Annotated in this window: 19 protein-coding genes and 4 pseudogenes; 10 read left to right on the forward strand and 13 right to left on the reverse strand. The window is 66.3% G+C overall.

All coding sequences use genetic code 11. The features are described from left to right. Positions 1-615: 615 nt before the first annotated feature. A complete protein-coding gene (locus OG542_RS37025) occupies positions 616-3114 on the forward strand; it encodes a tetratricopeptide repeat protein (RefSeq protein ID WP_408057819.1) in 2499 nt (832 codons plus the stop codon). 35 nt (positions 3115-3149) lie between these two features. Here the strand turns inward: OG542_RS37025 and OG542_RS40805 are convergent, their stop codons facing one another. Then, entirely contained in the window at positions 3150-5084 is a 1935-nt protein-coding gene (locus OG542_RS40805; RefSeq protein ID WP_408057820.1) for an HEXXH motif domain-containing protein, read from the reverse strand. An 895-nt stretch (positions 5085-5979) separates the two neighbouring features. Between OG542_RS40805 and OG542_RS37030 the strand changes: the two genes are divergently transcribed. Then, positions 5980-7074 carry an alanine racemase gene (locus OG542_RS37030; protein WP_328416761.1) on the forward strand — a complete coding sequence of 365 codons (1095 nt, stop codon included), beginning with the start codon at positions 5980-5982 and terminating at the stop codon, positions 7072-7074. Positions 7075-7148: 74 nt separating this feature from the next. Continuing rightward, entirely contained in the window at positions 7149-8288 is a 1140-nt protein-coding gene (locus tag OG542_RS37035) for a GDSL-type esterase/lipase family protein (protein WP_328416762.1), read from the forward strand. Positions 8289-8568: 280 nt separating this feature from the next. On the opposite strand, the gene OG542_RS40810 is transcribed toward OG542_RS37035, so the two are convergent. The 3 genes and pseudogenes from OG542_RS40810 to OG542_RS37045 all read right to left on the reverse strand — a co-directional run bounded on the left by OG542_RS40810 (position 8569) and on the right by OG542_RS37045 (position 10528). Beyond that, entirely contained in the window at positions 8569-9015 is a 447-nt protein-coding gene (locus OG542_RS40810; RefSeq protein WP_408057821.1) for a helicase associated domain-containing protein, read from the reverse strand. 160 nt (positions 9016-9175) lie between these two features. After that, positions 9176-9562: pseudogene (locus OG542_RS40815) on the reverse strand (hypothetical protein); the annotation flags it as partial. Between the two features lie 246 nt (positions 9563-9808). Beyond that, positions 9809-10528, reverse strand: coding sequence for an NAD(P)-dependent oxidoreductase (locus OG542_RS37045; RefSeq protein WP_328416763.1), 720 nt, complete (start codon positions 10526-10528; stop codon positions 9809-9811). A gap of 65 nt (positions 10529-10593) precedes the next feature. Here OG542_RS37045 and OG542_RS37050 point away from each other — a divergent pair, with 65 nt between their 5' ends. After that, complete coding sequence (locus OG542_RS37050) at positions 10594-11217, forward strand: TetR/AcrR family transcriptional regulator (protein ID WP_328416764.1); 624 nt, start codon at positions 10594-10596, stop codon at positions 11215-11217. 83 nt (positions 11218-11300) lie between these two features. Then, positions 11301-12185, forward strand: a complete 885-nt coding sequence (locus OG542_RS37055) for a COX15/CtaA family protein (RefSeq protein WP_328416765.1) — start codon at positions 11301-11303, stop codon at positions 12183-12185. Between the two features lie 218 nt (positions 12186-12403). On the opposite strand, the gene OG542_RS37060 is transcribed toward OG542_RS37055, so the two are convergent. Next, a complete protein-coding gene (locus OG542_RS37060) occupies positions 12404-12637 on the reverse strand; it encodes a hypothetical protein (RefSeq protein WP_328416766.1) in 234 nt (77 codons plus the stop codon). A 162-nt stretch (positions 12638-12799) separates the two neighbouring features. On the opposite strand from OG542_RS37060, the gene OG542_RS37065 reads away from it, so the two are divergent. Then, the gene (locus tag OG542_RS37065; protein ID WP_328416767.1) at positions 12800-13474 is read left to right on the forward strand and encodes an HD domain-containing protein; all 675 of its coding nucleotides are present in this window, start codon (positions 12800-12802) and stop codon (positions 13472-13474) included. 1023 nt (positions 13475-14497) lie between these two features. Here the strand turns inward: OG542_RS37065 and OG542_RS37070 are convergent. Beyond that, positions 14498-15021: pseudogene (locus OG542_RS37070) on the reverse strand (MarR family transcriptional regulator). On the opposite strand from OG542_RS37070, the gene OG542_RS37075 reads away from it, so the two are divergent. Continuing rightward, the gene (locus OG542_RS37075; protein ID WP_328418344.1) at positions 14911-15168 is read left to right on the forward strand and encodes a hypothetical protein; all 258 of its coding nucleotides are present in this window, start codon (positions 14911-14913) and stop codon (positions 15166-15168) included. The pseudogene OG542_RS37070 and the gene OG542_RS37075 sit on opposite strands and share 111 nt — an antisense overlap. 117 nt (positions 15169-15285) lie before the next feature. Here the strand turns inward: OG542_RS37075 and OG542_RS37080 are convergent, their stop codons facing one another. From OG542_RS37080 to OG542_RS37100, 5 genes and pseudogenes are all read right to left on the reverse strand, one after another. Continuing rightward, positions 15286-15900 carry a hypothetical protein gene (locus OG542_RS37080; protein ID WP_328416768.1) on the reverse strand — a complete coding sequence of 205 codons (615 nt, stop codon included), beginning with the start codon at positions 15898-15900 and terminating at the stop codon, positions 15286-15288. Between the two features lie 243 nt (positions 15901-16143). Continuing rightward, positions 16144-16515 carry a hypothetical protein gene (locus tag OG542_RS37085; RefSeq protein WP_328416769.1) on the reverse strand — a complete coding sequence of 124 codons (372 nt, stop codon included), beginning with the start codon at positions 16513-16515 and terminating at the stop codon, positions 16144-16146. Positions 16516-17068: 553 nt separating this feature from the next. Beyond that, positions 17069-17518, reverse strand: a complete 450-nt coding sequence (locus tag OG542_RS37090; protein WP_328416770.1) for a VOC family protein — start codon at positions 17516-17518, stop codon at positions 17069-17071. A gap of 315 nt (positions 17519-17833) precedes the next feature. After that, entirely contained in the window at positions 17834-18031 is a 198-nt protein-coding gene (locus OG542_RS37095; protein ID WP_328416772.1) for a CGNR zinc finger domain-containing protein, read from the reverse strand. A 208-nt stretch (positions 18032-18239) separates the two neighbouring features. Further along, positions 18240-18550 (reverse strand): annotated as a pseudogene (locus OG542_RS37100) (ATP-binding protein); the annotation flags it as partial. 43 nt (positions 18551-18593) lie between these two features. On the opposite strand from OG542_RS37100, the pseudogene OG542_RS37105 reads away from it, so the two are divergent. From OG542_RS37105 to OG542_RS37115, 3 genes and pseudogenes are all read left to right on the forward strand, one after another. Continuing rightward, positions 18594-18959 (forward strand): annotated as a pseudogene (locus OG542_RS37105) (transposase); the annotation flags it as partial. Between the two features lie 32 nt (positions 18960-18991). Then, entirely contained in the window at positions 18992-19213 is a 222-nt protein-coding gene (locus OG542_RS37110) for a molybdopterin cofactor-binding domain-containing protein (RefSeq protein ID WP_328416774.1), read from the forward strand. Further along, positions 19168-19431 carry a hypothetical protein gene (locus OG542_RS37115; protein ID WP_328416776.1) on the forward strand — a complete coding sequence of 88 codons (264 nt, stop codon included), beginning with the start codon at positions 19168-19170 and terminating at the stop codon, positions 19429-19431. Before OG542_RS37110 ends, OG542_RS37115 begins: the two co-directional genes overlap by 46 nt. A gap of 204 nt (positions 19432-19635) precedes the next feature. On the opposite strand, the gene OG542_RS37120 is transcribed toward OG542_RS37115, so the two are convergent. Together OG542_RS37120 and OG542_RS37125 are read right to left on the reverse strand one after the other, a co-directional pair. Next, a complete protein-coding gene (locus tag OG542_RS37120; protein WP_328416778.1) occupies positions 19636-21702 on the reverse strand; it encodes an ATP-binding protein in 2067 nt (688 codons plus the stop codon). 247 nt (positions 21703-21949) lie between these two features. Beyond that, a complete protein-coding gene (locus OG542_RS37125) occupies positions 21950-22450 on the reverse strand; it encodes a cupin domain-containing protein (protein WP_328416780.1) in 501 nt (166 codons plus the stop codon). Between the last annotated feature and the right edge of the window lie 102 nt (positions 22451-22552).

Raw genomic sequence — 22552 nt, forward strand, 5'->3', positions numbered from 1 at the left:
CTTGGTGCGGCTCGTCGGCCTGAGGCGTACCAAGCATCGCTGTTAGTGGCAGCGGGTAGTGCATTGTTGGCACCGAAAACTCGCGATGCACGGCATAGTGGGCCTGACTGCCTGCTGGGTGGGGGAGTGACATGTCTAGCGCTTGGAAGATCACGGTTGTCATCGTGGCCACAGTTGCAATTGTGTCAACGCCAGCAGTCTGGCTGCTAGGCAGCGCCGAAACCGGTCAGTTGGTCGGAGCTTCTATCCAGGCTGCTGTTGGCATCGCAGCGTTGATCTGGATGCTGATCCAGCCGACTAACAACCGTATGCGCGATTCGGCAGTCCGAACGGGGCGGGCTGCCGCCAATGGTGGAGCGACAGCCGTTTCGGGTATCAGGCATGGACAGTCACCCGACTGCAGTGGCGCGAAGGTAGAGAGGACCGGAAACGCTACCGCCACTGGGGAGGGAAGCGGCGCTGTAAGCGGCATAGATTTTGGCTAGGTGGCCTTCAAGATTCAGAAGGGACGTGGGCGTGGGCGGGGGAGAGCAGCGCGCAGCGGGGCCTGGGGACATAGCTGAGGCGCGTGTAGTGGTGACCGAAACAGGCACGGCTACAGGCGGTACAGGGGGAATGGCGGTGACCGGCTACCGTGGAGTCTCCCCAGAGCAAAGTGGTGTTGGCGTGCAGGTGTCTGCGACCGGCGATGCAACTGCGGCGGCGGGGGGCCTAGCAATCACTGGCTATCTGCACCAAGTCAGCGCAGAGCAGCTAGTGATCGTACATCAGCAGGGGGCCCGTCTTTCTGCGGCGTGGCCGCACCAGGTTGGTGTCATCCCGCCCAAGGCACAGTCTTATCAGCATCGTGCGGAAATGGACCGTCTGCGAGCTGCCCTAGGAGACGCCGACACCACTGTGCTGCCCCAGGTGCCGGCCGGCCTGGTGTTGTCTGGGATGGGTGGCGTGGGCAAGACTCAGCTTGCCGCCGATTATGCGCGCACTGCCTGGGCTGATGGTGGCTTGGACGTGTTGGTGTGGATCACGGCGAGCAGCCGCTCTGCTGTTGTGACGGGTTACGCTCAAGCTGGAATCGAGCTGTGCCAGGCTAGCTCCGATGCCCCCGAGCAAGCTGCGCGGACGTTCTTGGCTTGGATTTCACCCAAGGCCGAAGCGAAGCCCTGCCGGTGGCTGATTGTCTTGGACGATGTTGGTGATCCTGATGACCTGAAAGGACTATGGCCACCTGCGAGCCCTCTGGGTAGGACACTGATTACCACACGCCGTCGCGATGCAGCGTTGGCCGGGGATGGCCGTCGTTTGGTTGAGGTTGGTCTTTTCACCGAAGCCGAGGCTGTCGCTTACCTCACCTCGTCCCTGGCTGTGGAAGGTCGCAGCGAGCCCCTCCAACATCTCATCGCACTTACCAACGACCTAGATCGTCTCCCACTGGCTCTTGCACAAGCTGCCGCCTACCTCTCTGACTCTGGCGAAAGCGTGGCCGCATACCGAGAGCTGTTTGCCGATCGGACCACCAGGCTGGTTGACACGGCCCCCGACAGGCTTCCCGATGATCAAGATCTTCCGCTAGCTGCTTCCTGGTCGCTTTCCATCGATCGCGCTGATAGCCTTCGCCCGGTCGGCCTGGCCCGCTCCATGCTTTACCTATGTGCACTGCTGGATGCGAATGGAATACCCGAGGCTGTCCTAACGAGTGAGCCCGCGCTTACTCATCTCGCCAAGCTCAGGGGAATGAAACGCAATAGCCATACCGCAAAATCTACGCGCCGGGAAGCTCTCGGCGCACTGCGTGCTCTCCACCGTCTACACCTCGGCAATCACGCACCGCACACGCCACATCTGGCCGTTCGTGTTCACCAGCTAGTCCAGCGTGCGACTCGCGAAACGCTCTCCCCCGATCAGCACGCTTCCTATGCGCGCACTGCAGCCGGTGCCTTGATGGCTGCGTGGCCCGAGGTCGAGCAGGACCCTATCCTGACGCAGACGCTCCAGGCCAACTTCGCAGCTCTTTATCGGGTGGCTGAAAAAGCTCTTTGGTACCCTAATGCACACCCTGTTTTGTTCCATGCTGGGACCAGTCTCGGCACATCGGGTCAGCTCACCGAAGCGCTGGCATATTGGCGACGCATGACTGATGCCGCAGTCTATCACCTCGGTCCTCATCACCCGAACGCACTTTTACCTCGCCAACGGCTAGCACATTGGCAAGGAGTGACAGGAAATCTGGCTACCGCCGTCAGCGCTCTAGAAAATCTATTGCCTATTCAGTGTAGAGTACTGGGAGTCGATGCTCCAGAAACGCTACTCACACGGTATGAACTGGCGCGATGGCGCGGTGCTTCAGGTGACATATCCGGGACCATTCAGGCGTATGAGGAACTCCTCGACGACTCAGTACGTGTGCTCGGAGCAGAACACCGAGATGCGGTTACCATTCGGCAGGACCTCGCCTTTTGGCGAGCAAAGGGCGGAGAACATTTCCGAGCGGTAACCGAGTTGCAAGATATCCTGCGACATTACCGGCAAGCGAGCGGATTCGACCGTGTGCGGAGCCTTAAGATTCGGCACAACATTGCGTTCTTCACGGGGGAAGCCGGCGATGCAGCTGCTGCGGTCGTTTTGTTCGAGGAACTATTGCGGGATTACACCACGCTGTTCGGTCCGCACCACAGCCGCACACTAGGAGACGCAGCGGCGCCGCTCGCCTTATGGCGCGGCAGGGCCGGGGACCCAGCCAGGGCTGTCGCCGATCTCGAACAGCTCATTGCCGACATGCGCCGAGTCCTCGATCCTGCTGATCCCGCCATACCGTACGCCAGCCAGTGGCTCGCCAGTTCCCAGGGGGCAGCCGGGTATCCGGTCGCCGCGGTCGCCACCTTGGAGAGGTCATTGAGCGATCCGCGACGAGGATTTGACTCTGATCACCCTCAGACGCTGACAAGCCGACGCGATCTCGCCCACTGGCGAGGTATGGCGGGAGATCCCTTTGCTGCAGTGAGGGAACTTGAAATGCTTCTATCTGATATGCGCAGAGTCCTGGGTCCTCGTCACCCTGAGACCGGAAAGACTCTAGAGGGCCTTCGCCATTGGCGGCAGAAGGCGGAGCCAATCTAACTCGCAATCGCGTATGGCCGTACAACTGAAAAAAATCATGTCTGCGGAGGCGATACCCCTTCCGCGTCCTCACCTACGTGTCCGCTGTTGATCCAGCCAGCGACGGCTAGCGGATCGACTCGGCGTGAGTGCTCGACCAATTGAAGATAGACGGCCCTCACTAACTCTGGTTGATTCAATAGACCGGCTGCGGAGTTAAGATTTCCACATGCCTTAGCAGCCAGGCCAAGGCCCACCCAAGGGCTTGACGCGTCGGGTCTATGCCGTATCTGTTCCTGGAATTTGCGCAAGGCTGTCCTGGAGTCACCGTCTAACAACGCAAGGTCGCCCGGAGCCGCTCCGAGCGGCTCAGGCTGTCTGCGCAGCCATTCGTATCTCCTTGGGTCCTCCCAGCGTATTCTGACAAGCTCGGACCGTACTGCTCTTTCGCGAGGCAGCACATCGCGGCGTATGGTCGAACTCTTAGTTCCAGGGCGCGTACTTAGGGGGCCCCGCAACCAATGCTCCGACAGCAGTTCGACATCGGGTCTGGCAGGTTCGCTATTCCGCAGTCGCCACATGCTTTGGTGATCTTGGGAGATCAGGGCAGCGTCGGCCTCCTCCTGCAGAGGAATGACCTCTTCGCACCAGCGGTGCAGCGTCTTACGCATGTTTGTTGTAAACCAGATGCCCAGATCGGTCAAGCCGTCAGATGCCAGCAAATCGTCGAGAACGGCGAGAGTGCTACGGCGCCAACGCGCGTAACCAAACCGGGCCCGAAAAACATCATCTGCGTATGCTCTCGGAGAATACTCACGCCAAAAGCTGACTATGCCGAAATAGGCGTATGCACCTTGCAGGAGCCCCGAAATTGGTCGTGGGTCAAGGCGCCATGGGGCATAGTGAAATGCGCCGCTTTCTTCGTGCGTCAAGGAGATCAGGTCGAGGAGCGCTCCTAACTTAACGTGCTGAAACTCGTGAATTAAACTGACAGCCAACGATGTGGCGTCTCTCGGGAGCTCCATCATGGCGCTGCCAAAAGACTCTGGCGATGTCACACTGTAGGGCTCCCCCTCGACACTGGGCACCAGTGGCACGATAGAGAACATTGCTCTGGCTAGGCTGTCGGAAAGATCGGGCTGAATGCGAACGAGTATCTCCCACGCCTGGTCTGCCAAAGACTGCCAATGATTCGTGCTGTGGTCATCCAGAACGACAGGCTCCCGACCTATCTCGAACGATGCGTAGGAGTCGACATCGTCGAGAGCCAGTTCGAGAGTGTGGCTTCCATGCGTGACTCTGATCTGCGGGATCGGGCGCCAATTGGCCATCCCCGAGCTATGCGATATGTGAGGGTCCGGCAGTGACGCCCGAGCCCCCCTCGGAGAAACGATAGCTACTCTGCCGGTGCCTCGCCCCGCCCAGTGTACGGTTGCGGTATACGCTCCTACGTCATCGGCCTCATGCGCAGGTAGAAAAAGTGTTCCCAGTGAAGGAAAATGAAGCCTGCCCCCGTCTGAAACGGGTACGCAGGTAGCAAATCCAATACCTGTACGTATAGCGGCGGCGGTTGCCAGGGTGTGTACATAGCCGACCTCAATCCAAAGTGGAGTACTGCAAGATCTGGTGCCCCGCAAGCGCCCTAAAACGTGCCCTGCCCAAACGCCAGTCGATGGATGCATCAGGACTCTGTCGAAGTCGCTTTCGCTTTTGCGCTGGGCGCGGCTTAGCAGCCGCAATGCGGAGTGGGCTGAAGGTAAGGGCGTCATGCTGCCAGGAGTAGCCGCAATGGCTTCCAGCGTCATACGGATTAGGAGTAGACGTTTGCTCTTTTGTCCCCGCCGGAGCGGTCCGAAACTTTCGCTATCGTCACCCCCTGTTGCCATGGCGATAAGTGAGGTTACTGGAATTTGATGCGTATCGACTGCCTTTCTCTCGGCTTCGGCGAGGTGAGGCAAAAGAGGTAACCTGTTTTTTCTGATCTCTGTCATGCGCAACCTCCGCTATGGTGCAAAAAATCGCTTTTATCGGGATGCTGTCAACTGTCAACAAGCAGTAGCGCAAGCGGATGACGTGCAGGGTGCTGGCATATCGACTTGAAAAAGAATGCGCCGCACGGAGCCATCGAGGTGTTCTGGCGGCCACTGCATCAGTTCCTCTAAAGATAAAGCGGCTACGTTCGCCAACTCTGTCGTGATTACGTGACCGTCGGGTTCCATCTCGCTAACCCCTTGCCCGATGCGACGCCAGTGGAAGTGGGTCTCTCATCATGCCTGTGTGGAGGCAGTGTGAGAAGGCGCCGGCTACCGACCTGACGTACCGTCGTGCTTCCCGATGATTGAAAGTGCCCGTCGGTTGCGTGTCGACCCAGGCAAGGATGCCAGGACCACAGCCCCACCCGCGGACTCCGCACGCCGGTCAGCGCTTCGCAGGGGGCAAACTGGTCCGGCTCCGTCCAACTGTGGGATGTCGCCTTCGGGCGTCGTCTTGGCTCCCCGCTGCCCACATCCGGTCAGCGCGTCAGAAGCGTCGCCTTCTTCGACGGCGCAACACCCTGTGCGTATCCAATGCCAGAGCCCCGTTGAGCGAATCGACCTGAGCCCCACCCATGTCGCCGGCCTCGCCGGACTCGTACGGGGCTGCGCCCACCGTCCGAAGGTGGGGCCGCATGCTCCGGCACCGCCGTCAGCTACCAGCCCGCTTCCTGCGTTCTGTGATCGGGTGGGGCGCTGTCTCGTTGCAGAATCGTGCCGCCCGATCACAGACCGGTCTGACGGCTTAGAGGTCATCTCGATTGGTACATGTGGCTTGAGGTGATGGCCCTGCGGCCCTGGTCCGCCGACCTGCCATGATCATCTGGACGTGTTCCGTGATGGGAGGCAGGAGATGGCGATACCGCTGCCCGATGGGCTGGCTACGCCGGCACTCGTGGTCGATCCGGACGTTCTGGACAGGAACATCTCGCAGATGGCTGAGGCTTCGCGGTCTCAAGGGTTCGCTCTGCGCCCGCACGCCAAGGGCCACAAGTGCGCGCAGATCGCCGACCGCCAGCTTCGAGCCGGCGCGCGCGGGCTCTCGGTGGCCACGATCAGCGAGGCCGAGGCATTCGCTCGGGCCGGCGTGGATGACCTGTTCATCGCTTACCCCGTGTGGCTCGATGCCGACAAGGCGCAGCGGCTGCGCCGGTTGGCGGACGATGTTGCCCTGAGAGTTGGTGTCGAATCGGTCGAAGGCGCGCAGCGGCTGGGCAAGGCCGTGCGCGGCAGCGCCCGGCCGGTCGAGGTGCTCGTCGAGGTCGACAGCGGGAGCCGTCGCACGGGAGTACAGCCTCAGGCTGCCGGTGAGGTCGGGAAGGCTGCCGTCGACGCAGAACTGTATGTTGCCGGCGTGTTCACGTTCCCGGGACACGGCTACGGGCACGACGCACAGGCGCGTGAGCGTGCCGCACGGGACGAGGAGCGCACGCTGGGCCAGGCCGCACAGGCGCTGCGGGACCGTGGGATCGACGTCCGTGTGGTCAGCGGTGGGTCGACTCCGACGGTGGGTCAGTGGCAGCCGGGCGCGGTGAACGAGTTGCGGCCCGGTGTCTACGTCTTCAATGACGCCACCCAGCTGGCCATCGGCACCTGCGGGGTAGGAGACCTCGCGCTGGTCGCCGCCGCGACGGTGATCAGCATTCCCGCCCCGGAGCGCTTTGTGCTCGACGTCGGCAGCAAGGTTCTCGGCTCCGACCGGTCGTCCTGGGTGACGGGCCACGGCTATCTGCCCCAGTTCCCGCAGGGAACCATCACCGGGTTGTGGGAGCACCACGCCGTGGTCCGGCTTCCGGAGGGAGCGCGGGGACCAGGCCTGGGATCGTTGGTCGCTGTCGTCCCCAACCACATATGCACGCCGGTGAATCTCGCCGAGGAGCTGCTGGTCGTCCGAGACCGCGAGGTGATCGACCGCTGGCAGGTAACAGCGCGAGGTGCCAATACCTGAGTGAGCTACGGTGGTGCCGGGTCGATGTCATCTCCGGCCCACATTGACCTGGCACAGGGGCGGTGACGGTGGCGATGCGGGCGGTTCCACTGGTGGGCGGGCCGGTGGAGGTACGGGGCGCGCTGGACCTGGAGGCCACACAGGCAGGGGTGATGCCGCGCCGGTTGCCGGCGTGGACCAAGGAGCAGTACCAGGATCCGTCGGTAGACGGGGTGACCGTGATGCCTTCGGGGGTGCGGCTGGTGTTCCGCACCGATGCGCACACATTGGAGTTCGAGGTACTCACCTCGACCGTCCAGCTCGACTCCGACCCCCACCCTCGCCCGACCGGGATGCTGGAGTTGCTGGTGGACGGCGTCTTGGCCGGGCGTCAGCAGGCGCCGGTGGGCAACGTGCTGCGGATGGCGGACTCCTGGGCCGTACAGCAATTCATCCCGGGCGAGCCAGGGGCCGTACGGTTCGCCGGGCTGCCGGCCGGTATGAAGGACGTCGAGTTGTGGCTGCCACAGCAGACCCCGACGGAACTGGTGGCACTGCGCGCTGACGGCGACGTAGTGGCACCGCTGCCGGACGGGCGGCGCCGCTGGGTGCACCACGGCAGTTCCATCAGCCACTGCATCGAGGCCGACGGCCCGACCGGGACCTGGCCGGTGGTGGCAGCTGCGCTCGGCGGGGTGGAGGTGATCAACCTCAGCCAGGCGGGCAACGCGCTGCTGGATCCCTATGTCGCCCGGACGATCCGCGATACGTCTGCCGACCTGATCAGCCTCAAGGTGGGCATCAACATCGTGAGCCTGTCCGCCTTCCGGCTGCGGACGTTCGGGCCCGCGGTACACGGATTCCTGGACACCATCCGGGACGGGCACCCGGACACCCCACTGCTGTTGATCTCTCCGGTGAGCTGTCCGGCCCTGGAGGAGACCCCCGGCCCGACCGTGACCGGCCCGGACGGCAGGCTCGCTGCCCTGGGCGACCCGGCCGATGCGGCCGGCGGGGCATTGTCGCTGGCGGTGGTCCGTGCCGAGCTGGCCCGTATCGCTGCGGCACGACAGGCGTCCGATCCCCACCTCCACTATCTCGACGGACGCGAACTGCTCGGCCCCAACGAGGCAGACGACCTGGCCGACGGCCTTCACCCCACAGCCGCCGCATACCGTCGCATGGGCAAGCGCTTTGCAGCCCACGCCTTCGCGACCGACGGTCCCTTCCGCTGAGTGAGCTGGGCTCCACCCCCCGCACCAGGTGTGGAGCTTCCACCGACCTCGGGCCGCCCTTGGCCGCATCCAGGGAGGTGCTCGCCCCTCGATCTTGTTGTTGAGCGTCTCCCCATGGCTCGCCCGGCACGACGCCGTTGCGACCGTGATGACCCAGACAGTGAAAGCGCGAGTGCGATCATGACGTTGCCCAGTGGAGTCCGAGGTCGGCGAGCTGCTGGAGCTTGTCGGGGGTGAGCTTGGCGCGGCGCCCTTTCTGGTTCATGATCCACACACCCAGTCAAACCTCTGTGCCGTCCTCGAGCCGTTCTACGTGACCCCTGGGGACGGTCACGGAGCCGGTGCGGGCTATGTACTGCGCCAGGGCCGCGACACCCCGTTCGAAGGCCCCGGAGCCGCTTTTGCGGGCTTTGGCAGGTGTCTCCTGCTCGGGGGGCAGCGGGGTGATGCCGAGCTGTTCCAGGCGCTCGCTCTGCCCGTCCATGAGTCCAGTCCACACCGTGTGCTGGCGGTTCCTGTGGACAAACCGTCCGATGTCCATGCCGTGGACGGTGACGCCGGGTAGGACGTCGGTCTGGTTCTCCTCGCGCAGCAGCTCGCGCACGGTGGCGTAGTGGCGTTGCCAGACGGTCGGCCCGGCCGGGTTCCAGTCCGGGCCGATCTCTGCCAGCGCCGTCTCCCACTCGGGGTGTCCCTCCAGGCCCCCGGGCCGCCGAAGGTTGGACAACCTCGGCCTGTCCAGGGCCACTCGGAGCACAGAGGGTCCAGTGCTGCTCGTAGTACGCCTTGGCGGCTTCCAGGTTCTCCTGGAACCGTTCATCGGCCGGTGACCAGACCATGCCGAGTTTCTCCAGCCGCCGGGCGCGCTGGCCGGTCATCTGTCCGGCCCCGTAGGCCCTTCGCTGTTCGGCGACCCACTGCCCCAGGGGGTAGGCGCCCTCCCGGTGCCGTAGGGCACGCGGGCGTGGCCCTCGCGTTCGGTGAACCGCTTGAGTGCCTGTTTCTGAACCGTCTGGGTGTTGAGGGTCCTTCGGGCTGTCCGATGAGCTGGCGATGTCGGCTCCGGACTGTCTCTGGGGCGCGAACCAGCCTTGTGTCGCCGCCTGATGCAGCGATTGGAGGAAGCGGGACTTTGACCTGGGGTTCGTTGATGAAACGCACGTTGAGCAGCGGAAACTTGGCTCGGAAGTTCTCACGGGGCAACGCCGTTTCCCGGGCTCGTGTGCCCTGGATGTGCTCTCCTGGCGTCTCGCCGGAGGACCCCCTGCTCGCACGATGGGCCGGTAGGGGTGGCTTCGCCACTGCTATCCGGGCACCGTTCGTGCTGGGTGCCTGGAGAGCGGGTAGAGCTTCCTGCCGCGCTCATCGACCACCTCTAGGTGCAACGTGTGCGTGACACCTGCCTGACGCGGCGTGGGCGGGTACTGCTCGCGCAGGAACGTGAACGCGGGCGAGGAAGGAAGGCTGCTGCAATACAGCCCGCTACTCCTGGCGCAGAAGGGTTCGTCGGCGCAGCCGGCTCACTTGCCGATGCGCAGCGCCTCTTTGAGGAACACTTGGGCGTAGTTCGGAGTGCCCTGATTGGTGATCACCTCGATGCAGGCGCCCACGTGCCGGTCCTCCGTGGCCTCGCGCAGCAACACGTCCGCCAGGTCGGTGCGGGAGGTGAACATTCCGGCCAGTCGCTGTGGCGCGACGGCGATGCGGTAGTCCGTGACTGTCGTGGCGTCGAACAGTCCCGATGGGCGCACGATCGTCCAGTCGAGATCGGTGGCCCGCACGATCTCTTCCATGCGGCGTGCGTCCTCGTACAGCGGACGCCCCATCGCCAGCAGGATCGGCCCGACCACCTTACGAAAGAAGAACCTCTCCTCAGGAGCGAGTTCCGGATGCACGCCGATCGAGGTCACGCACACCAGCCGCCGCAGCCCGTGTCTGCTCATGGCCGCCACGATGTTGCGCGCACTCTGGGAAAAGACCGAGACCGGCTCCCGGGTGTACGGGACACCAAGGGTCGAGATGACGCGGTCGTGCCCGGCCACCACATCGTCCACCGCTCCCAGGTCCAGCGCGTCCGCACCCGCCACCCGCAGCCGTAAAGAATCCTTCGGAAAGGTGTCGGGCCGTCGGGTCACTGCCGTCACCGTGTGCCCCTCGGCGAGTGCCTGTCGGGTGACTAGACGTCCGGTGGGGCCGTTCGCCCCGAAAATCACGAGCTTCATGCGCTGCTTCCTCACCATCGTCACTTGATAGAGTCGGGAACGATATTCCATTCACTGGAACAACGTTCTCGTTGGGAGCATACATGTCAGACCTGCCGGGGATCGTCCGGCTCCGCGATCGACGCGAGGCGCTCACGTTGCGCACGATCCTCACCGCCGCGCGCAGGCTGTTCGCCGAACAGGGATACGCCCGCACGCCCGTGCGCGCCATCGCGAAGGAAGCCGGCGTATCGCCCCAGACCATCTACACGCACTTCGGTTCCAAGGCCGGGGTCCTCACTGGACTTGTCGATCTGATGGACGAGGAGGCAGGGCTCCCGGAGGTGATGGCTGAGACGGCGCGGACGTCGGACCCGGTCGAGCTGCTCGGGCTGCTGGCCAGGGCCGGCCGCCAGGTCCGGGAGCGGTGTGGCGACATCGTCACCATGCTGAGTTCCGGCGCCGCGGTCGCCCCGGACATCGAGGCCACTCAGGCAGAAGGAGCGCGACGAAACAGGGCCGGTGTCGACATGGTCATCGAACGCGTCCGCCGCAGCGGCCGCAGCGTTCATCCCCAGGCCGCAGACATCGCCGTCGCGCTGATGAGCGCAGGCGTGCACGACAGCCTCGTCGTGGACTCCGGCTGGTCCCACGACGCCTACGAGGTATGGCTCAAGCACACGCTCGTCACAGCCGTACTTCCCGACGAGGCATCGAGCATCCGGTGAAGCAGGACATGACCGGAGCAGGTCCGGAGATCAGTCGTGGTCGCCCGTCCTCGGCTCGTCCTGGTCGTGCGACGGTGCGACGGTTGGCGGCCACGTCACTGTGGCTCAACCTGGTGCTCCTCGTCTCCGGTGGGGTAGTGCGGCTGACCGACTCCGGGCTCGGCTGCCCGACCTGGCCACGGTGCACCGAGGCCTCCCTGGTCACCACGCCCGCGATGGGCGTCCACGGCTACATCGAGTTCGGCAACCGTCTGCTCGGCGTGGCCTTGATGCTGATAGCCGTCGCGCTGGTCACCGTGACGTTCCGAGCCCGGCCTGCGTTTCCTGCAGCGTGGCGATGTCTGGCCGGGGCGCAAGCGCTGGTGGTACCCGCTCAGGCGTTGATCGGCGGAATTCTGGTCCTTACCGACCTCAACCCCTATGTCAGGAGTCTGCACTTCCTGGTCTCGTTCCCGATCCTGCTCGCCGCCACGGCATTGCTTCGCCGCACACGAGACGGCACCGGCCCACGGGCTGCGACAACTCGCGGTGCATTACGGCTGCTCACCGCCGGCCTGCTGGCCACCGTCAGTGCCGTCCTCGCCGTCGGGGCCCTGGTGACCGGAACCGGACCGCACGCCGGTGACCCGAAGGCAGCCCGGTTGCCCTTCGACCCGGCCGCGCTCACTCGGATACACACCGATTTGGTCTACCTCCTGCTCGGCCTCACACTCGCCACCACCATCACTGCCCGCGCCCTCCGCGCTCCGCAACCGGTGCAGCGCGGCAGCATCGTGCTCGTCGCGCTCATCGCGGCCCAGGGCCTCCTGGGCTATGTCCAGTACCACACCGGGGTGCCCCCGCTGCTGGTCGCACTGCACATGCTGGGCGCGGGACTGATCTTCGTCACAGCAGCCTGGACCCACCTGAGCACCACCGGACCCGTGTCGCCTGTCAGTGTCCTGCCGAGTCAGCCCGAGTCCCGTTGACGAGGCCGCTGATCATCCATGTCAACCATGGGGCATGCTCTGAAAGCGAGTTGGTCGTCGCGTCCCCCGGTATCCTGCGCGGCTCTCGCCCTGGCGGTCGGCTCGACCAGCCTGGCCGCCTCGATGTTCACGCGCTACGCGTTAGGGGCACTTGGCGCCGGCGAACAGGGCATCCGGTCCGCCGGAATCGCTTCGCTGCTGCACCGGAGCTGCCGGTGCTACGCCGTCGCCGGTCTCGCCGTGCCCGTACTCGGAATCGCCACTGGCGCCTGGATGGGCGTCCTCTCCGACACCTGGCTGATCGCGTCACTGGCGTTGACCGTGATTGCCGCGGCATCCCCGCGTTGGCCATCCTGCCCGGCCGGCAACGCCTGCTCGCCCTGGCCCAGAACGTGCCCGCCCAGGAAGAGGCGCGCCCCTGGGCGGACCTGCATGACCATGATCACCGGCATCTTCAATGTCCTCTGGGCGATCGTCGTCGTCTTGATGATCGTCCCCCCGGCTCCACCACGGGCGCGTGACTCCCTTCCGCCCGCTACGGATCACGCCGCAACGCATCCCGAACCGTGCCCGAGTAAGCCAACCCCTCCTCACCGATCCAGGAAGGCTGACTGATGGACGACACCTACGGCGACCTCCCATTCCCCCGTACCGAACTCGCGTTCAAAGCGGTGCGCTACGTGAAAGGCATCGAGGACCCTGCAATTTTCAACCACAGCATGCGCAGTTATCTCTACGGGCGCTTCCTCGGCGAGCAGCAAGGTCTGCAACCCGACCGTGACTATGACGACGAGCTGCTGTTCCTGGGGTGCCTTCTGCATGACTCCGGGCTCAGCGTCGAGGGCAACGGTGATCAACGCTTCGATATCGACGGCGCCGACTTGGCCGCCCGCTTCCTCACCGATCAGGGACTGTCTCCCGAGAAGATCGACGTCGTGTGGGACGCTGTCGCCCTGCACCTGCACTACGAAGTCGCCATCCGTAAGCGTCCGGAAATCGCACTGGTCACTGTCGGAGCCGGATATGACCTCGGCCCCGATGGGACGCACGTCCTCCCGGACGGTTATGTGGACCGCGTCCACGCCGCGTTGCCCCGCCTGCATGGCGCCGCCGTGCTCTACGACGTGATCGTCGGTCAGGCACTCGACAAACCGCACAAGGCCCCGCCCTTCAGCATGCCGGGCGAGCTTGTCCGTCAGAAAACCAAGGAAGAATGGCCCACCTGGGAACAATTGATGACCCAACCGCCCTCCTGGAACGACTACGACGGCTATCAGCCGCGGACATGAGCACGGATCCGGCCCTCGCGGTCAGGCCCGGAGGCGATAACGCCGCCCGAGGGCTACTGGCGGTTGTTCCGCATCGGCGACGGCGGCCCCAGGAATGAGGGGGCTTTTCGGAAGGCAGGGGCCGGCAAGTGACGGCGACGTTGTACACCGTGACGACCGAGACCAGGAGCGGGGCGGTGTGGTTGTTGTCAAGTGCGTGGTACGGCAAGAGCAGGGCGGCTTCCGCGACCAGCATCGGCAGCGGATGGCGCCGCCGCCACACGATCGAGATCTGTCCGGCGAGCAGTAACAGCCAGCCCAGCGCGCCCGATCGCCGGGCCGGGTCGGTGAAGAGGGCGAGGACGACGGCCTGGGCGGTTACAGCGAGGGCGAGCAGGAGGTCGTTGCGGGTGGAGTGCGGGGCGGTGCGCGGGTCGCGGTTGATCACCGCCATGATGCGTTCGCCGATAAGCGGTTCGCGTTCTGCTCCGGGCACGGGCGCATCCTCCGTTCGGTGTGCTCGGGGCACAGGTACACGGCCCGGTCGGCCCGCCCCGGGGCACGAGGGCGCCCCTCCGGTGGGGGAGGGACGCCCAGGGACGTCACGCGGATTGGGAAGGTGTCCTACCTTCACCGGCTCCCGGGCCGGGGTTTGGGAATCCGGCGCCTTCGGCATCGGGTCGGCCACCACACCTTCCCGCCGAGGGCGACGCTGGCACTGGTGACCAGGTAGGTGCGGACGAGGAAGGTGTCGAGGAGCACCCGGACGAGATGACGAAGCCGAGCTGGACCAGCCGGCGTCACTCGCAGCGGCGGTACGGCCCGTACCGCGTCCACGAAGGCAGGCACGACCACCGGCGCAGCGCGCACCTGCGAGGCACGGGCTCACTCGAGGACGTGGCCGCGGAGCGCCTGGCAAGGCAGACGAGCTCGGAGTCACTGGGACGGGACGGTCGCCCCATCCATCGGGGCCCTCGAGTCTCGTCCTCGACGATCTCCACCTACGGTGCGGTGAGGGTCTCGAGGTCTGTCGTCACAGACAGGTCATTGAGACCCTCGCTGCTTTTGAGGCACGGGACTTCGGGTAAGCGAGCTCGAAGGATCTCGTTGTGCGGTAACGGCCTTGTGCACGTTGAGCAGAAAGCGCTGGATCGTTGCCAGCTCCGCGTCGGAGAAGGCCCGCGTCGCAGCGACGATCTCCGTGATCAGGGGTCCGAAGAACGACCGTCCCAGGGCGACTGCCTGTTCATCAACCTCGAGCAGCACACGGCGTCGGTCACGGCTGTCTCGTGTGCGCCGCACGTGGCCGAGCTTCTCGGGTCGACAAGGGCCGTGGTGGCCGCAGAGTTCAGGCCGAGTTGCCGCCCGAGCCAGCCGGGCGTCGCAAGCGTGTGCGCCCGAGCGGCATCCAGCAGGCAGATCAGGGCACGCAGGTCGGTCGGGTGCAGGGTGCTGCGATGGGCGAACTCGGCTGCGGGCAGGTCGAGTGCGACGGTGATGGTACGCAGCTGATGCACAACCCGCAGCCCAGGCTCTCCTTCATGTTCGCCGGGGACAGCAGGGCGCACGACATTCGGCGCGTCGAGGCGGCGGCGCGGCTGCACCTGCCACACGTCGAGACTGCGGTACTCCCCGGCCTGTCGCACCACAGCGTCCCGTTCGCCCGGGCCGTCGCAATCAACAGCATGCTCCTGGACTTCCTTGGCAAGCTTTGAACCGGGATGGGAGGTTACACATCATTCCCGCCACCTGAGGCTAGTGCTGTGACCGGCAAGGTTCGCCGGGGTGGACGGGGGGCGTGAGGGAATGCAGCCTTTGTGGGGGTGAGCCTTTCAGGTGGCGACGGGCCACCGCCGGGCCAGGCCGCGGTAAGGGCGGAAGCGCGCAGTGGTTTCGGCCGGTTCGGCCTCGTGTGCGCTGAGGACGTAGAGGCGCTGCCCGTCCTCGCTGATGTGGAAGTGCTCAGCGATCAGCTCGGATGGTGCGGCGGCGGTGCTCCGAGCGGCCAACTTGTCGGCGAGTTCACGGGCGGTTGCGGAACCTTCGGTGTCGTAGGACGCCGTGGTGAGGTATCGAACGGCGGCCTCGCGCAGGGCGATCGAGCGATGGAGCGTAAAGCGGCCGGGCGGGCCGGCTGTGAACAGGCTCTGGATCGCGTTGCCGAGGGTCTGCTGGTTCTGGGGGTTGGCAGCGAACGCCCGGTGGGCGTCGCTGTTGGTCCACTGGGCGTAGTTGAGGATCGTCCGGCCGTCGGATCCTTCGAGGCAGTAGCGCGAGAGATAGGCGGTGGGAAGCCGGCTGTTCTCCCAGGCGTCCATGACACCGCTCATGACTCTTTCCTGCTCTTCACGGCCCTGGGTGTGCCATTCGGAGATGAGGACGAGACCCGCGTCCGGACGGGTTGGATCGGGCAGAGCAACTGCGGCGAGCTCGAGATCATTGGCCATGGTGACAGTCTTCAACCTCAACTGCGGTAGAGGTCAAGGCCACGGGACTCACTATCGATCTCCCGCACCATGCTGCCGGTCTGCGGGTCGTAGCTGTGGCGTAGCTGACGTGGTTGCTTAATGATCTCGGTTGTGACCTGCTGGCCGGAGCGAGGCGAGGATGCGCGGGTCGCGGTGAGGTAGAGCCGGAAGTCGGCGGGGATGCGGCTGCTGTCGTGGATCGCGGCCCACGGCCGACCAAGATCACCTGACGCTCGGAGGGGGCTGCGCCGCCACCACCTCCGGTAGGCCACGCAGATCGAGGTGCTCCAGCGGCTGGTGGGCGTCCGCGTCCAGCAGCCACCGCCCATGCCGAACACACGCCCGCTCCCACCGGGGCGTGTACCGCACCGCCCGGAGAGCCGTTCCCGTGCGCCGGGCCGTGCACAGCCGGCAGCCGAACGCCACCGGACCGGCCACCGCGCCACCGATCCGCCACAGCCCCACCGGATCGCCGTCCTCGGCACGCAGCTTGGTGCCCTCTTCTTCCCAGGACGGCAACGCCCGTGCCAGCACGTCTTCCTCGACGCCGCACATGCCCGCCAGGAGCTGACGTCCGGCTGCGTTCAGCAGCACCTCGGCTCGGCCCGTGCGTCTCCGCCCTCCTGCCAAGGCTGGTGGTTGCGCCACTTCCAGCACCCCCGCAGCACCTTTGCTTCCATCCCGTAGCGGCTGGCGATGCGGCAGATCAGCGACGAGGTCGTCTCCCTCCGCAGGGGAGCGGTCCGCCGGAGGCCGAGGTTAGGGACCACTCCGCCACGGTCTCGTGTTCACCGCTCCGGGCGGGCGTTTTCGCAACGACTGTGCAGTGGATAAATCAAACCGGATCCGCACGGGGCCGCAGCACGCCCGGTCGGTCAGTCTGGTGGTCGGCGGGCGTGGGGCTGGGTTCCGCCGGGGGGATGGGGCTCGTCGTGTGACCTGGCAGGGCCGCAGTTCGTTACGTCGAGGCGACGCGGCGTGGGCCGGGTGCACGTACGGCGGGCAGGTCGTCTCTGTCTTGGTCGCCGGCGAGAGTGTCGGCTGGCAGGCGACGGTAGTGGTGCAGCAGAGGGGCTAGCTGCTTGGGTTCGACGTCCGCGGCGGCGACTAGGGCGGCCAGGAGTTCTGCGCGGGAGGTGCCCGCGGGCTACTCGTCGCGCTCCGCGACGAAGATGCAGAACGGATGGCCCTCGGGGTCCCGGTAGACACGGAAGCGCTCCTCGTCATCGGGATCCGGCCGGTCCCGGTTGCTGAGCAGGCTGCCGCCGAGGGTGAGCACGCGCTCGTGCTGGTTGTGCAACTCCTCCAGTGAGGCGACACTCAGGTCGAGGTGCATCTGCTGGGGTACCGCGCCGTCGGGCCAGTCCGGCTCGCGCAGGCGCGTCACTTGCTGGAAGGCGAGCTGTGGTGCGCCGTCGGGGGTGCGCAGTACGAGCCAGTCCCTGCCGTGCTCATCCGGCTGACCCACGGGAGGCGGCTCGTCCCCCTCCGCGTAGTCGAGGCCCAGCAGGGACCGGTAGAACTCGGCGAGTTTGCGGGCGTCGGTACTGTCGAGCACGGTCTGCACCAGCCGGATACGGCTTGCGTCGTCGGTCATGGACTCCAGGTGCCCGGCACGACCCCGCCCGAACGACCCACTCGAGGCAACGAGCCGACCCTCTTGGCGACGCCACTGCTTCTCGCCCGCTGGGAGGGAGGCCATGCGGTGTCCGCCACCATGGCTATGTCCAGCTGGCTTTGGAGGTGAGAGCTGACACCGGTTGTCGACGACTTCGGGCAGCACTTGTCGATCACCGGACCGCAAAATGTTGATGAGAACTGACACCACCGCCCTGGGAAGGGGTGTGTTGTCGGTGGGTGAGGCCAGCAGCGTCGTTTGCCGTGGGAAGTGAAATGGCGGCGTCCCGGACGGTCACGTTCGCCGAGCCTTCCGTGCAGTTGACGGCCGGGCGTCACCGTGGAGCCGCTCGCGGTGACGCGCCACGGCGTCGTTGTTGGCGCAGCGCACGGAGCAGTAGACGCGTCGGCCGTTGCGGGAGGTGTCGACGAATGCCAGACCGCAGTCGAGGCGCGCGCAGCGCCCCAGCCGTTCGGCGCCGGCGGAGCACACGACGTAGGCGAGTCCGGCTGCGGTGACAGCTCTGATGTGCGCGGCTGCGTCGGCGCCAGTGGCGCTGTAGTGCAGATGGGGTCGACCGTCGTGCAGGGAGATTCGGGGACTGCTGGAGGCGTCGGCGAGAAGTGTGTTGACTGTCTGGCACCGCTCTTCGAGGTCCTGCCGCCCGAAGCACGCGGCCAGGCGCCGGCTCCATGTCCCGCGACTTGCCGGTGCCCGAGTCGCCGATCAGGCAGAGCGGCATGCCCTTCTTGACCCACTCGCAGGTTGCCAGGGTGTGGATGACCGCCGGGTCGACGCTGGGGTTCGCTTCGAAGTCGAAGGCCCGCAGTGACTTCTCGCGGGAAGGCGGCGGCCTTGATCCGCCGTTGGGAGCGGCGGGCGGGCCCGGTCGTCGCACTCGGCCATCAGCAGTTCGGTGAGGAAGCCGCGATACGACATCTGGTCGCGGGCGGCTGCTTCGGCGAGCTCCGAGAACTGGCCCCGGATGGTGGGCAGCCGCAGCATGCGACATTAAGACCGTGTCCTACATGGCCAGTTAGCGGTTGTGCTGGACATGGGGAGCGGGCGGTGGGGATGGATCGTTCCGGACGGCTTGTGGGAGATCGCGAAGCCGTTGCTGCCGTCGGCGCGGGCGTGGCCGCAAGGGGGCGGGGTCGCGGACATCGATGATGAGGCGGTCTTCGCCGCGATCATCTAAGTGTTGGTCAGCGGCTGCGCCTGGCGGGCACTGCCGCCGTGCTTCGGAGCGTCGAAGTCGACCGTGCACCGCCGCTTCGCCCTCTGGTCTCGTGCGGGAGTCTGGGGACGGCTGCATCAGAAGGTGCTGCAGCTCCTGAACGAGCGGAACCGGACCCCAGCCGCGCCGGGATTCGTTCTCACAACCCGTTCTCACTCAAAAATGGGACGGCCCAGGACGGGCGGTGGCAGCAACGAGGAAATTCCGCGGCGCGAATGTGCCGCACGTCGAGCCCGTCGCCGTTCCGCGAGGTGAAGGTCGATGCCGAGACCGGCGAGACGCGGGTGTCGAGGTGGGTCGGGGTGTTCGACATCGGCAGGCTGATCAAGGCGAAGACGGCGGCCAGCCAGATGCGTGGCCGAATCGTGATGGTCTGGGCCTGGGCCTGGCGATGGCGGAGGAGACGCTCGTCGACCCGCGCAACGGGCGGATCATGAACCCCAGCCTGGCCGAGTACCACGTCCCGGCGCACGCTGACATTCCGCCGATCGACATGTCCTTCCTGGACGACCCGGATCCGAAGATGCCGCTCGGCATTCTCGGCGGCGGCGAGGTGTCCATGACGGGGGTCGGTGCGGCTGTGGCGAACGCCGTGCATCACGCGACCGGCAAGCGAGTGCGGGACCTGCCGATCACCCTGGACAAGCTGCTCTGAGGCAGTGAGGCAACGGCGGTTGCGGGCCGTCGACGCGCACGGCCTGTGGGGCGCCGCGTGCGCGACGACGGCCCGCGCCGTCTCACGGCGGATCGATGGACCTCGGTCTTCACCGACTGTGAGTCCACGACCGCGGCACTCGGCTCAACGAGTGGCGGTACGCGCTTCTCGCGGAGGACGTTGCCCCGCGGTACCGCGCTGGCCTCACTCCTCCGGTATCGAGTGCAGCGCGGTCGGTGTGGATCTCGTGGCCGGTTGTCGCAGCAGTTGTTCGATGAGGCGTTCCTTGGCCAGGGCGAGGTGGCGACGGTAGGTGCCGTAGGGAACCCCCAGTCGCCGGGCGGCGGCCTTGTGGGTGCGGGAGGCAGTGATGTAGGTGGCGGTGAGAGCCTCGTGCGCTTTGACGCCCGCGGGATCGATCTGCAGCGCGTCGAGGGCGGTGATGATGGCGCCGCGCAGATCCGTGGCCGGGTCGGGTGAGCCCGGCGGCACGAGATGGGAGTACAGCAGGACGCTGGTGGCGAATTCGCGGGGGGTCTGCCATGTGCGCAGTGCCTCGAGCACGCCTTCCGCGAATGCGGCGCGCGCCGGCTGGTTGCCCGGGTCACTCGCGGTGGCAGTCGCGGGCCATGTTGCTACGGGCATGACCGCGGTGCGAGCCCGGTGTTGCACCCACTGTTCCACTGTTTGCCGTCGCCAGTCCCGGCCGAAGACGTGCTGTTGCCTCCCGTCGACGTCCACGGCCGCGACCTCCGGCATCCCGGCCTCGGCGAGGTAGTGCCCCCACCGGTCGGCGTCTTCGAAGACGGTGAAGGTCACCGCGCGTTTGTGGGTCCGCATCTCCTCGCCGATGGCGCGCCGGCTGGTGAGCTCCATCAGGGGCGAGGGCCTTTGGTGCCCGCAGGGTTGCACCGCGAAGCGGCGGATGCCCAAGTGCTCGCCCGGCCGCAGGGGAGCGGCCGCCTCCACAAGGTTCCAGACTGCCGCGATCACCGGGTCCTCAGCGCGGTCCTCGGGCAGCGGTGAGTCCAGCCGCAGAATGGCCATGAACGACGCGGGTGCGGAGGAGCCCGCATAGCGATGGACGCGGAAGGCCTCCGGTTGGCGGCGCACCCAGTGCGCGACCGCTGCCGCTGATGCCGGGCCCTCCGCTTCCTCGGCCATGCGCAGCACACCGGGGACGTCTTCGGCCCGGAGCGGAGTGTCTTCGATGTGCGGGTGTGTTCGGTAGTTGTACAGATCATCCGGTGCGCCCCGGTTGCGGAAGAGGAACATCCACTCCGCGACCCGCAGCAGCACGTCCTCCTCGGCGGCGCCGCGCACGGCCTGCAGGCCCGCGAGCGATATGCGGGCGCGGACGTCGTCGTAGCGCTCGGGGTCCCGCCAGCGCAGGTCGGCCTCAAGGGTCGCCCGCACCGCGTCGTGCGGGTGCAGCCCTTCGGGTGTGGCCTCGATGTAGGGCAGCTGGCGCAGCCAGGAGAACACCTTGTCGGGTTCCTCGTCACCCAGCAGTGCGCGCAGCAGGGGCTCGCGGGTGACGTAGGCCTGCGCGACCACCTCGAGGGCGCGCCGGTGGACGGCGCTGGGCAGGTCGCCCACCAGTCGCTCGACGAGGGTCCTCAGGACGTCGCCGGTCGGCTCCCACGGTGCGCCGGGTGCGGCCGGGACGGAGGCGGCCAGCGAGAGGGCGAGCGGGCTGCCTCCGGCGAAGGCGACGAAGGCGCCGCGCTGCTCTGCGGGGACACCCCGGGCAGCGAGCAGGGCGTGGGACTGAGCGGCCTCGAGCGGCCGCACGGCCAGTGCGGTGAACAACTGCGCCCATCCAGGGTCCAGCGACCATTCGGCGTCGGGGGCGACCCTGCTGGCTACCACCACGATCGCGTGGTCGGCGAGCCGCAGTAGAAAGGTCTCGCGCAGCCATGCTTCGAGTGACTGACACTGCTCGAAGGTGTCGATGAGCAGCACCGCACCTGGTTCGGCACACGCCGGGGCCGCAGTCTCCTCGAGCCGGCGCGGATCAGCGTCGAGGAACCGTCCGTCCACGTGCACCACGGGGCGGCCGGTGAGCTCGGCCTGCCGGGCGGCGTAGCGCACCAGCGAGGACTTGCCAATGCCGCCGGGACCGTGCATGTACGCCACGAGCGGAGCGTCCGCCGCGCCCGACAGCATCCGGTCGAGCACCGCCCGCTCCGGCTCCCTGCCCACCAGCGCACCGGCTCGAGCTTCCGCCAACCGGCCCGCCAGGCCCACCGCTTCCAATCCGCGCTCCATTGGTCTTGTCCCGCCTCCACGGTCGGCAGGAGATGGATGGTCAGGGGGAAGCACTTTTCGTGGAGATAGCCAGTCCCGTACCAGGAGAGGGCAATCGCCGCTCTTGGCGCGCTCAGGGGCATGGCGACCACAGAACTCGGCGCGGCCCCGGCGTCACTGGCGCGATCACACCTCGCCAAGGCTGTCGGCGAGGCCGCCCAGGCTCGCTGAGCTTCGGCCGACGGCCGGGCCTGTCGGCCCCTGCGGGCTACAGGAACTCGCTTCGGTAGGTCAAGGCCAGCTCGGCCGCGCGGCGGCGGCGTTCCGCGAGCTCGTCCTCCGACAGCTGCGGCGGCGGTGCGTCCCTGCCCGCGACGACATCGCCGATGCACAGGAAGTACTCGTCCTGGCCGGCGGGGGTGCACATGCACAGCATGCGGGCCGGCGCACCCGAGGCGTTGCGGAAATTGTGCGGCGCGTTGGCCGGGATGTTGATCGTGGACCCGGCCCTTACGGTGTGCTTCTCGCCGCGGAAGGTGAACTCGATCTCGCCTTCGAGGATCGTGAACATCTCCTCGAAGTCATGCCGGTGCGGCGGTGGGCCGCCGCCGTCGGGGATGCGCATGTCGATCAGGCAGTATTGGCCGTTGGTCTGCTCGCCGGTGACCAGCATGGCGTACGTGTTGCCCACCAGCGAGATGTACGTCGTGCCGGGGGCGTCGGGGTTCGCGACGGTCAGCGACCGGGACGGATCGTCGTCGGGGATCATCGTGGTCGTCTCCTCAGATGTCGGTCAGGTGGGAGTCGGTCGCCTGGCGCGACGACGACCTTGCCGCTGGGCAGAGCGCCCGCGGCGTCGGCGTGCAGGGGC

This window comes from Streptomyces violaceus (assembly GCF_036014075.1).
Lineage (GTDB): Bacteria > Actinomycetota > Actinomycetes > Streptomycetales > Streptomycetaceae > Streptomyces > Streptomyces violaceus.